Here is an 11,973-nt window from a genome sequence, read left to right as displayed (position 1 = left end):
CGAGGGGAACCCAGAGAACGGTGGTGGCAACCGTGTCACCGTTACCCAATCTGGAACTACTAGCTGTTTAAGGAGTAAGCATTTATACGATACGAATGTTTCACCACAATGTACAACAGATGGTGTTTGACCACTATGGCCGCAGATAGGAAGACAGTTGTCTATTCGGAAACCAGCCACACGAACGGCTCGTTCATCACGGACCGACCGGGACTCGAGTCGGTCCGCTCACGGATCACCGATGATATTCGGACGACCGTCGCTGACGCGGGTGCCGAGGGCGTCGTCGTCGCGATGAGCGGCGGGATCGACTCCACCGTTACGGCGGCGCTGGCCGTCGAAGCGCTGGGAAGCGATCGAGTGCTCGGTCTCGGACTTCCCTGCCACAAAGCCGAACACACCGGTGTGAGCGAGGCTCGAACGATCGCGGAGGGGCTCGGAATCGAGTTCGAAGAGATTCAGCTCCGACCGCTCCTCGAGGCGTTCAAAGAAACGGTTGGAACCGAACTCGAGTCTCGCTCGGCGGGAGACGAACGCGACCGCCCGCACGAGCGAAACCACGCGATCGGGAACGTAACCGCGCGGTTGCGGATGGTCTGTGCGTACTACGCGGCGAATCGCCAGCAGCGACTCGTCCTCGGGACTGCGAACCGCTCCGAGTGGTTGCTCGGCTACTTCACCAAGTACGGTGACGGCGCGGCTGATACGTACCCGATCGGCGATCTCTACAAGACGGAGGTGCGCGCGCTCGCGAAACGGATCGGCGTACCGCGGCGAATCGTCAGCAAGGAGCCGACGGCGGGGTTCTGGGCCGACCAGACCGACGCCGACGAACTCGGGGCTCCCTACGACGTCCTCGATCCGCTGTTACAGCGACTCGTCGACGAAGACGAGCCGATCGGCGACGCTGCGGATGCGCTCGACATCGACCGCGAGACGGCACGGTCCATCGCGTGGCTGTGCGCCGAAACCCAGCATAAACGAGCGACCCCGCCAACACCCGGCGTCGCCGGACGCGGTGACGGATCCGACTGAACGGAAGCCGAAAGCACCGCCGATCCATCGATTGCCGACGGCGTCTCGGTCGCTCGAGGAGCACAACAGCGTGCGACGAGAGCCCGATGCTCGGCTGGATTCCTCAAGAGACCGAATCGACCTACTCCCGGTCAGAGATCGGCCTCTCGCTGGTACAGCTCCGGGTTGCGCCACCAGAACAGTCCCCACGCCAACATGAAGCCTGCGGCCATCGCGCCGACGTCCTGAATGATCCGCGGCAGGCCGAAGTCGATGACGCTAACGAGTGCGATCGACGACCCGATCGCGGCCCCTACCACGATGAACACTAGATCACCGACGATGTGCTCTCGCGACCGATCCCAGTACTGCTGGCGCTCTTCGTCGTACCAGACGCCGAGGTAGATCAATACGGGGGCCATCGAGGTGATGATCGTGATCACCTCGTACTCTCCGGGGAGCCCGGCCGGTCCGAGTACGAAGAAATTGAGCAGATTGGCGGTGACCGCCATCGCGAACAGACCGACCAGCAGCCACCCCCATCGCGGGAGCATCTCCTTGTCCATGCAAGGGGACCGTTACCGCGTCAAAATAACCCTGCCGTTTGCTCGCAGGTTATTCCGCACAGCAGGCGTCCTTTTTCGGGGACTCTTCGACACCGTTACCATCGGCCGCGACGGGGTCTTCGATCCGATAGAGGCTCTGTCGAGCGTCCGCAAAGTAGATATCCTCGTCGACGATTCCGATCTCCTCTAGCCGCTCGAGTGCGTACCGGACGGTCCGGGCAGATAACATCGATTCCTCGACGATCTGCTTCTGGGTCAACGGCCCATCGTACTCGAGAACCTTGAAGACGAGTTTGGCGCTCGGTGGCAAGTCTTCGATGTCCTCCCCGTCAGTCTCTGCCATATTACGAATCGAAAGGTCCCAGCAGCATAAAAGTTGAGCCTTACGAGGAGGAACCATCATAAATAATTACAACGAACTTGAGTTGGTAAAGTGGTCCGAGACGCCGCTTACGGCCCAATATCGATAGTTGACTGGCTAGTCAGGAATTGATAATCCGTTGATCGATAGCCCCGATTCGGAACGGTTAGTCCGTTATCCTTCGCCAATCAGTCGGTCCTCGTCGTCCCACTCCTCCTGACGGAGTTCGTACTTTTGGGTCTTGCCGGTCGCCGTTTTCGGTAACTCCTCGACGTACTCGATCCGGTGGACGACCTTGTAACTCGCCAGTCGCTCGCGAGTGAAATCGGTCAACTCGTCGGCCGCAACTGGCGGGTTCTCCGGATCGCCGTTGGTCGGCACCACGAACGCTTTCGGCGTCTCGCCCCACTGCTCGCTCGGGGCTGGAATGATCGCCACGTCCGCGACCGCGTCGTGATCGAACAGAGTGTCCTCGAGTTCGATGCTCGAGATGTTCTCGCCGCCGGAGATGATAATGTCCTTCTTGCGATCGCGAATGGCGATCATCCCGTTCTCGTCCATCGTCGCGAGGTCGCCGGTGTGATAGTACCCCTCGACGCGGTCGTTGAACGCCTCCTCCGTGGCCTCCGGTTTGTCCCAGTAGCGGTCCATCACCTGGTTGCCGCGGACGACGACTTCGCCGAGCGTCGCGTCGTCTCGAGGGACGTCCGCACCGTCTTCGTCGACGACCCGAACGTCGGTGCCGAGGATCCCCATCCCCTGTCGCTTCTTGAGTTCGAAGCGGTTTTCGTCGGTCATGAGCCGTTTGGCGTCGGAGATGGTGATCAGTGGCCCCGTCTCGGTCGCGCCGTAGAGGTGTTTCAGGTACCAGCCGAACTCCTCTTCGACGGCGCGGATGGTCGCCTCCGGCGGCGCGCTGCCGGCGGTCGTCGCCCGAACTCTGTTCGCGCCCATCATCTCGGGTTCGCCCTGCGCCTCGTAGTAGTCGATCAACTGATTGAGAACGGCCGGCGCGGCACAGAGGAACGACACGTCTTCCGTCGTGACCGCCTCGACGACCTCGTCGGGATTGACGCCGCGCGTACAGACGTGGGTCGCGCCCATTCCGGTCACCGCGTAGATGTGTCCCCAGCCGTTGACGTGGAACATCGGGAGCGTCCAGAGGTAGACGTCGTCGTCGCTGATCTCGTGGTAGATCGACATTAGATAGGCGTGGATGCTCTCGGTTCGGTGCGTCCGGCAGACGCCCTTCGGATCGCCCGTCGTCCCCGAGGTGTAGTTGATCGTGATGATCTCGTCTTCGCTCATCTCGGGTCGGTCAAATTCGGTACCGGCCGACGAGAGCAGCGCGTCGAAATCTTCCCACGCTCCGGCGGACGACGACGAGGATCGTCCGGCTTCGTCGGCCCCACCGCCCTCGACGCGCTCGAGGTCGTTCGTCACGAACGTCTCCGTCGGAATCTCGTCGCGGATCGCCTCGATCTTGTCGGCGTACTCGTAATCCGCGTAGATCGCGTCGACGCCCGCATCGGACAGGATGTACTCGTAATCGTCAGGCGTCAGCCGGTAGTTCAACGGCGTAAAAACCGCCCCGATCTGCATCGCTCCGTACGCCGCCTCGAGGTGGTAGTGCGTGTTCGGATCGAGCACGGCGACCCGATCGCCCTTCTCGATCCCTCGTTCCTGAAGCGCGGCCGAAAATCGGTCAGCGCGCTCGCCGAACTCCGCGTAGGTGAATCGGTCACCGTCCGCGCCGACGATGGCCTCTTCGCCGCCGTAGTGTGTCCGCGCCTGCTCGAGAAAGTCGGTGACGATGAGCGGTGTCTCCATACGTCATGTTCTTTCGTGACCTGCGTCATACCTATTTTGGTCACGGAAGCGAGGATTCACCCTGCGAGAATCGGCGGTCGGGTGCGACTCTGTACCCGAGATCATCCCGTGCGGAGCGAGTGTCGGTTACAGTTTCTTCCAGACGTCCTCGTCGTCGTCGAATCCTCTCTCGTCGGGGCTTCCGAACTCCGCGTCGCCCTGAAGATCCATCTCGTCCGGCGTGAGTTCGGGCTCGCCGCCGCCGACGGCCGGCCGTTCCTGAAGGGTCATCTCCGGCCAGGCGGTCTCTTCCCAGAGGCCGCGGTCGCTGTAGTAGTAGACGACGCCATCGTTGACGACGGCGAACAGGCCGCGTTGCTGGTCGTGAACGACGCGTTCGTTCGTATCGATTGCGACGTCGACGACGTCCTCTAAGGTGTCGAGCGAGACGTGATAGTCGCCGATCCACATCGGGATCGAGCCCTGCGAGATCCACTCGGCGTACCGCTGTTCGTGGACCGCACGCCGGGCGGCCGCTTCGTCGACCGGCGAGCGACGAGCGACGAACGCGGCACTGACGAGCGAGAGCGTCCCGAGAAGCGAGAGACCGGCGATAGTCGCGAGGCTCTGTGGCTCGGTCGTCCGCTGCGTTCCCGTCCGGTGTGTCGGCGTATCCGTCACCGAGGGCGGTTCGGACAGCCAGTAGGCGTCGTCGGTTACGTGAAACGTCGACGACTCCTCTTTCGTCCCCCGGTTCGTCCCGGTGTCGTACTCGACGCGAAACTCCAGTTTGGTGGCGACGTCACCGACCCCCGATAGCTCGCGTTCCAGTTGCCGCTGTCGCTCACGGTAGGATTCGACGTCGATGGTCGCCTCCGACGTCGCGACGCCGTTCTCGACGGACGGCGAGTCATCCACCACGGTGTGAGTCTCGTTCCAGAACGACTCCCCGTCTCGAGTCGCCTCGAAACGAACTGTTAGCTCGTGGGTTACGCTGCCGTCGTCGATCGGCGTTCCGTCGGTCTGGTTTACCAGCGTCGTCTCCGGCTCGACGGTTAGCTCGGGCGAGGCGTTCAGCATGTACACCCTGCTGTTCTCGAGTCGATCGCCCTCGTTCCAGAGCGCCCCATCCTGGACGACGTCGGCGCTCGTCCCGACCTCGCTCGAGATGCGTTCTTGGCCGTACTGCGTGGTCGTCGACGTCGACGGATTCGCGACCACCCATCCCGTCGCGACGAGCGCGAGTATACCGACAACGACCAGGACAATCACGATCCGGCGACCGTATCTGACGAGCAACAGGTCGAGCCGAGGACTCTCAATCACCGTTCGGGCACCCCAAACAGATCGACGCCGCTCCCCTCCCCCGCACTGTCCATACTGATCCGACATGACGGATCGGGTGAAGGACGCGCATGCATACATTCACTGCAGGCGACCATTATAACGATAATGGTTCCTGAGCCGCTGAACGCATCTCCCACACTACTTTCGGAATTTTCGCTCGAGGCGAGTCGACAGCGGGACGTGGTCCCCCGCGGAGCGAACGCGCAGGTCGTTTCGGCCGAAGACGACGAGCACGATTACGACCGTAACCCCGACGATGACGCCGTTTACCGCAGCGATCGCGACGAGAGGGTGGACGCCGTGCAGCCAGACGAGTACCGACGGCGGGAGAACGGTGAGATACCGGTACTCGCCGACGTGCCGGGTGTACTCGCCGGTCTCGTCCGGCGCGGTGAGCGAGACCGTCGTCTCGCCGCTCGAGCGTATCCCCACCGTCTGCGCGCTGGGGTCCGTCGCGACGTTCCGGCTCTCGGCTTCGTGAACGACCACGATGGGGACGTAGCCCGCGTTGTCGACGGTTCGGGCGAGTTCGCCGGTCTCCCCCGGTGCGAGTATCTGGGGGTTGTCGTCCGGCGTCTCAGTGCTCACGAGTTCGTACTCGGTCGTCCCCGAGGGAACCACCATCGCCGCGGTCGCGAACGTGACGAAGACGAGCAACGCGAGTCCCAGCGCCGTCCAGAACGCGATCACGTTTTCGCGGGATCGCGAGCGCGTCGTCTCGCGAACGCCGGGTCCGAGTCGCTCGACGACCACGCCGAACCCGAGCAGCGCGACTCCGCCGGCGACCAGCAACGCGCCGAGTCCCTCCGAGTCTGCCGTCGTCGTCAGTCCGAGAATCGGTGCGACGGTCCCGTAGGCCGACTCCGCGACGCCTCGGACGCCCATAATCGCCGACCCGAGGTACGGAATCGTGACGACCTCGCCGTTTACCTGCCACGCTTTGGCGACGATCTGTCCGTCAGTGACGTGGGGTTCGCCGCCGTCCTGGTCCGTGAACGGATTGGCGTCACCTCTCGTGACGTACCCCTCCTCGGTCTCGCCGACGACACGATGAGTGGTCAGTTCGCCGCCGTGAAGCTCTCGAGCCTCGAACACGACGACGTCACCCTCCTCGACCGAACCGGCTGCGATGCTGGGAATCGCGACGAAACCGTCTCCGGCGTCCATCGTCGGCTCCATGCTTCCGGTCGCGACGTAGCCCAGCAGGATCGGCTGTCCCAGCAGCTGTCCGACCAGTAGAAGGACGATGCAGACGGCGACGACCAGCCCCAGCCCTCGCTTGAGGAACGCGGCGGACGTCATCGTCTCGTCACCTGGACTATCATGGCTTCTGAGTTATTTTACTTCTTACTAGTTTCGAAATCGAACACCTTAAAGTCCCCGAGAGCGGGCGTTCGTCCCGTTCCTTCGAGTTCGGGGTTCGTTACCGTCTCGAGACGAACGCCCATCGGCGATTCGCTGCGACAGCTACGAACAGAAACCCCGTCGCCATCGGCGGAGCGAGCGCCGCCGTCGTCGCTGCCGACAACTCGCGGTTCCGGATCGGGAACGGCTCCCGTTCCGTGACGGTAACCGAACCCGCCTTCACGCCGCTGACCGCGATGTCGTGCGTCCCCGCGTCGTCGAACTGCCGCTCGAACGTGACCGTCCGCTCCGACTCCGGCGCGATCGACACTGTCTTCGCGTCGACGACGATGCCGTCGACCGCCAACTCGAGCGTGCGGTCGACCCGCGTCTCCGTGGGGTTGCTGACCGTCGCTTCGGTGGTCGCCGTGTCGCCGACGGTGAGTTCGACGGGAGAGACCGTCGCGGACAGAACGTCGATCGGTGGCCCCTCGACGGTCACCGACTCGCTCGCGATTCCGTCGACACCGACCTCGTACGTGCCCGGCCACTGCATCCGGCGCTCGAAAACGACCGAGGCCGTCTCGTTGGGCTCGACCTCGAGCGTCTCGGTGTCGACGACGGTCCCGTCGACGGTCAACGCCGACGTCACCTGCTCCGTGGTCCGTCCGTTGTTCCGGTACGTCGCGTTCGCCGTCACGGTGTCGCCCGTCTCGAGCGTCGTTGGGTGAACCTCGAGAGACTCGAGGTTGATTCCTTTCGGCACCGCGTCCGTATCGTTCTCGTCGTCGTCGTCCGCTTCGTCAGCGTAGGCGACGTGCACCGTGAACGTTTCCGTGCTGTCGTAGTCGCCGTGCGTATCGACCGCGACGCCGACGCTCGTCGTTTCGCCGGCGGACGGCTCGAGCGGAGTCCGTTCGGTGATCGTAGCGGTTCGGTCGGTCCCCTCGTAGAACTCGAGGCCGCCCTCGTTACTGATCCAGACTCGCTCGACGGCGTCGTCGTTGACGGTGATCGCAAACACGTCGTCCGCAGTGGTTATCGCTCGTTTGTTGAGTGCCTCCAGATCGAGCCGAATGTCGCCGTTGGCATCGACTGAGGCGTATCGGGAGGTCGGCTCGAGGACGACGTTATCGGCTGCCGTGTCCTCACCCACCGTGATCGCTACTGTCGGGACTGCGAGCGCGAAGAGAAAGCAGGCTGCGGCGGCGGTGAGTAGAAGCTTGGTAGATGGCATGACGGTCTCCCTCTCTCCGGCATGATTCGACGCGACGGACGGGTGCGGTCGCTACCGATTACGGTACTGATTACTGACCGTGCGCCTCAGTGCTGGCGACGAGCGTGACGGTGTCGATGTCGCCTACGCTATTACTGTCATCCGTATCGACGACGATTCCCACGTCAACGGGACCGGGAGCGCTCGCCGGCAGGTCGATCTGGCTTCCGCCCTCGTGGTCTGCCTGTACGATCGAATTCCCATCTTCGTCGATGAAGTCGATGATCCCATCGCTCGCAATATTGGTTCCGTCCTCCTTTACGTAAAATCCGACGTCTTCTCCCCCCGTGTTTTCCACGGTGAACGCGGGATCGAACGTCGTCACTGCGTCTTCGTTGAGAGTCGTCTCATCGAACTCAAGTTGCCCGTCTCCGCTCCCCCCGTCGGTGCTCGCGACACTACTCGTTGCGGAGAACTGGAGGAGTGCACTGGCGTCGCCTGTGGTTTCCAGCGTCACCGATCGATCGGCTTCCACGCTACTAAACGCGCCCGTACCGAGTGCTGCTCCGCCGCCCGCGACAATCGTACCCAGTCCGACTAACACATTACGTCGATTCATTCTCATGGTTGTGGTCTCCGTACAACCGCGCGCCTCGTCGCCTCGACAGCGAGATCCGGAACGCGGTCCTTACGCTCTTCCAGACAGTCTCCCCACTTTGTATTCGGTTGCCAGATCTGCTGAAGGGCGAGCGATACACTCGTTCAAGGCGGTCTTGAACGCCGAAATACCGACTCGAGACGCCGAACGGCCGAATGCTATTATAACACGTGAGTACGTGTGGGTATTGTTCCGGTCGAATCGGACGGTTGCTCGAGTATGCCTCCCATCTCGAGGCGATGAGATGTCACGAGACGCTAACGGCGCTCGACCGAGTAGCTAGTACCGTTTACACATTCTGTCCATGGATCGTCTCGATTTGGTCACGTCAACCTCTAGAGTTCCATGAATATATTTATAGTGATACTGTGTAGGGAGTAAGTAATGTTTGGTGCAGGTGGGAAAAGGCGGGGGAATCGCGCTCAGCGGGGACGGGGACTGAGCCCCATCGTGGGTCTCGTACTCCTCCTCGGAATGGTGATCGCAGGGACGGCACTGCTGTTTATCGTCGGGTCGCCGATGCTTGACACGTTCGAATCGGGGAGCGAACGCGAGCGCGCTCACCTCTGTATGGACGAAACGGACCACCAGCTCGCGACCGTTGCGGCAACTGGTGAGCAACGCTCCATGCCGGATACCGACATCTCGGACTGTCAAATCGACGTCGCCGACAAAGGGCAGGTCGACATCCTCTGGTACAACGACTCAGAGTCCGACGACCTCCCTTGGGACGACGACACCCGGACCGCAACCGCCGAACTCGGTGCGCTCGAGTTCGAACTCGACGATCGGACGATCGCTCATCAGGGCGGTGGCATCTGGGAGGATACCGGGTCGGGGACGCAGATCATCTCGGAACCCGGAATCAGTTACGAGAACGGTTCCACAGGCTCCAACGGATCCGTTCGGTTCGATCTCATGCTCCTCGATCAGGACGAGCTATCAGGGTCCGATCCGATCGCGCGAGCCGACCACGAGAGGAGCGACGAACTGGCCGCAGACATCGCCGAAGCTGCGAGCAACTCCGACGGAACTAACGTCGCGATCCGAATCGAGAGTTCGTACCACGACGGGTGGAAACAGCACCTCGAGACGGCTCTCGTGTCGAATGTGGACGAGAACGTGAGTAGCAGCATTTCACACAACTCGGGAGCCGAGACCGTCGAAGTGAAGGTCAAGGGAATCAGGGAGCAGTCAGACGATTCACAGTTACGTATTGAAGAGGATAGAGGCATCGGGAATGCGGTCGAAAGCGACGGTAACCGGGTCGAGTTCGGTCAGGATCTCAATTTCACAGCGTTGTTAAATAACACCGGCAGTGATCCTATCGATTCCGAGATGACCGTTTCTATCGAAGGCGGGATGGTTAAAGAAGCAAACTCGGATGTTACGGAGATGACTGGTGGTGCCACTCATGAGGAAACAGTCGAGATCGATAAGAACAATTACAGCACCGTTCTGGAGCCGGACAATACCTATCAGTACGTAATTTCTACTCCAGACGATTCGCTCGACACACCCGGCGAGTTCTACCTCGGTAAAGAGGGAACTCACCTGAACGTCACCGACATCGAAAATACGTCGACCGGCGACGAGAACACAACGATCAGCGCTACCATCCGGAATCAGGGCGTCGAGAACGCGACGGGAACCGATGCGCAGAACATCTCACTCGAGTTCGACCACCCCGACATCGACGGCGTCGAGCAGGAACTCGAACTCGAGTACGGTGCTGAAGGAACGGTCTCGTGGATTATAAACGAGAGTGCGTGGCCCAGTGAGGAGTATCCGTTCTCGATCGAAACTGAAAACGACAGTGCAAACGGAACACTCCACATCGAGGGCGGCCAGGAGGGAGACGGAGTTGTCGTCACCGCGGATCACGGCGTACTCGACGGGCCCGGAGACACCGGCGACCAACGCGTCGACGTGACGGAGTCGACGTTCACGATCGGGGCGGAGGTTACGAACACGAATCTCACCACCGAAACGCAAAACGTGACGCTGACGCTTCCTGGTGAACCGGCGAGCGAACCCGACCCCGAAACGGTGACGCTCGAGTCGAACGAATCCGAAATAGTCGAGTTCGAGATCGAGACCGACGACTTCGAGGCCGGTTCGGTGTACGAGTACAATGTCTCGACCGAGGACAGTGCGATGACCTCCAACGGTTCGTTCTACGCCGGGAAATCCGGGACGTACTTCGATCCGGCGGACACGAACGCGACCCGTAACGACGGTAACGTGACGATCACTGCCAATATCACGAACCTCGGTATCGAAACCGGATCTCAGGACGTTGGCTTCGAACTCGAGTACGTCGGTGAACTACCGGAGGAACTCGATGGCGATCCGTATGGGTATCTCGGTGAGACGAACGTCAACCGATCGTTCGGCGAGACAGATTCCATCGAACTGGTACTCAACGAAAGTAAGCTTCTCGATGGGGAGTACGAGGCGACGATTCACACGGACGACGGTACGGACAGTGTCGAGTTCGATGTCGACGCGGGCATCGATCCCGGACGAGTGGGACTGGGTGAAATCGAAGACGCGGAAGTGATGGTCGAAGTCGTTGGCTCGCAAGTTTCCGGAGACGGAAGAATCCGGACCGGATGGTGGGACTTCGAGGACGTTCATAATCTGGCTCCGATGTCCCTCGACGTGAGGACGAACGGAGTAACGGAACATTCGTTCGAAAACCCTACTGGTGGCGATAATATCAATACCGGCCCAACGTGGCAGAACAAAAGCGACGGCGCTTTCACGCACAATTTCACCGTCGACGAGGAAACCGAACTTACGCTCCGGAACACGAGGTACACTACGTGCCAGGCCGAGGCCACCGATCCGAATACGCTCTCGCACTACTCGGGACCGACCGATCGGGACCTCATGTGGTGTAATGATGCACCAAACGGCGAGGTGTTCGGACCGATCGACGCCTCGCAGGGCGAGAACTTGCAGAACGTCCGGGTTCGGAGCGCGGAGAACAACACGATTCCCGCCCTTCCCGCCGGTAACGAGCAACAACTGAGTGCGACCGAAGTGCTCGAGCAGCGAGGACTGATCGCGGACAGCGGTGACGAACTCGACCTCGGCCCGGGTGAGTTCGTATTCCTCTTCGAAAACACGGAGTCGACGGACGAGGACGGTATCGATGCCCTTTGGGATGATGCGATAGACTCCTACGAGCAAAACCCCGATCAAACGTCCGACCCGAACTTCAATGATCTGATCGTCTACGTCGAGGTCGAACGCGCAGGTGTCGACCCCGGCACGCCTAGCATCACGATTATGCCCGGTGGCGGCAACGAAACTGCTGTAGGCCCCGGTGGCTCCGACAGCGTAGACGAAGTCGGCGATATCGATATGGAGTTTGGTGAGGGCGATCCCACTGCGGGCGACTCACCCACTGTTGGAACCGGCGAGTCCGTCGAAGGAACGGGGGACAATCAAACGACTGAAACGGGGGTCAACATCGATACTGATTACATCGTAATCGGATAGTCCCTCGCGATATTCTCCGCTACCGATACACGAACGACAGACCATAGAATGAAAACCATCCGAACTGTTCACTCCTGCGAGTCCAGATTTGGATGATGATCTCGTTATTCGGGGACGGAAAACCCCTTCTTAGGCCGTAATGGAGTCC

9 protein-coding genes are annotated in these 11,973 nt (G+C 61.0%); 2 read left to right on the top strand and 7 right to left on the bottom strand.

All coding sequences use genetic code 11. From position 1 onward, the window contains the following. The first annotated feature begins 135 nt into the window (after positions 1-135). Complete coding sequence (locus DWB23_RS05785; RefSeq protein ID WP_121741820.1) at positions 136-1,035, top strand: NAD+ synthase; 900 nt, start codon at positions 136-138, stop codon at positions 1,033-1,035. A 131-nt stretch (positions 1,036-1,166) separates the two neighbouring features. Here DWB23_RS05785 and DWB23_RS05780 read toward each other — a convergent pair whose 3' ends face one another. The 7 genes from DWB23_RS05780 to DWB23_RS05750 all read right to left on the bottom strand — a co-directional run bounded on the left by DWB23_RS05780 (position 1,167) and on the right by DWB23_RS05750 (position 8,276). After that, positions 1,167-1,580 (bottom strand): hypothetical protein, encoded by a 414-nt coding sequence (locus tag DWB23_RS05780; RefSeq protein WP_121741819.1) that lies wholly within the window; start codon positions 1,578-1,580, stop codon positions 1,167-1,169. Between the two features lie 49 nt (positions 1,581-1,629). Then, complete coding sequence (locus DWB23_RS05775) at positions 1,630-1,923, bottom strand: winged helix-turn-helix transcriptional regulator (RefSeq protein ID WP_121741818.1); 294 nt, start codon at positions 1,921-1,923, stop codon at positions 1,630-1,632. A 192-nt stretch (positions 1,924-2,115) separates the two neighbouring features. After that, positions 2,116-3,771 (bottom strand): long-chain-fatty-acid--CoA ligase, encoded by a 1,656-nt coding sequence (locus tag DWB23_RS05770; RefSeq protein ID WP_121741817.1) that lies wholly within the window; start codon positions 3,769-3,771, stop codon positions 2,116-2,118. 126 nt (positions 3,772-3,897) lie between these two features. Continuing rightward, positions 3,898-5,076 carry a DUF5305 domain-containing protein gene (locus DWB23_RS05765; RefSeq protein ID WP_121741816.1) on the bottom strand — a complete coding sequence of 393 codons (1,179 nt, stop codon included), beginning with the start codon at positions 5,074-5,076 and terminating at the stop codon, positions 3,898-3,900. 159 nt (positions 5,077-5,235) lie between these two features. Next, positions 5,236-6,399 carry a signal peptidase I gene (locus tag DWB23_RS05760; protein WP_121741815.1) on the bottom strand — a complete coding sequence of 388 codons (1,164 nt, stop codon included), beginning with the start codon at positions 6,397-6,399 and terminating at the stop codon, positions 5,236-5,238. Between the two features lie 121 nt (positions 6,400-6,520). Then, positions 6,521-7,678, bottom strand: a complete 1,158-nt coding sequence (locus DWB23_RS05755; RefSeq protein WP_121741814.1) for a CARDB domain-containing protein — start codon at positions 7,676-7,678, stop codon at positions 6,521-6,523. Positions 7,679-7,748: 70 nt separating this feature from the next. Next, the gene (locus tag DWB23_RS05750) at positions 7,749-8,276 is read right to left on the bottom strand and encodes a hypothetical protein (RefSeq protein ID WP_162989755.1); all 528 of its coding nucleotides are present in this window, start codon (positions 8,274-8,276) and stop codon (positions 7,749-7,751) included. Positions 8,277-8,699: 423 nt separating this feature from the next. Between DWB23_RS05750 and DWB23_RS05745 the strand changes: the two genes are divergently transcribed. Then, a complete protein-coding gene (locus tag DWB23_RS05745) occupies positions 8,700-11,825 on the top strand; it encodes a DUF7289 family protein (RefSeq protein WP_121741812.1) in 3,126 nt (1,041 codons plus the stop codon). Positions 11,826-11,973: the final 148 nt, after the last annotated feature.

Source organism: Natronorubrum halophilum, assembly GCF_003670115.1.
Taxonomy (GTDB): domain Archaea; phylum Halobacteriota; class Halobacteria; order Halobacteriales; family Natrialbaceae; genus Natronorubrum; species Natronorubrum halophilum.
The sequence above is the reverse complement of the archived record's forward strand: the minus strand, read 5'-3'. Positions and strand labels throughout refer to the sequence as shown.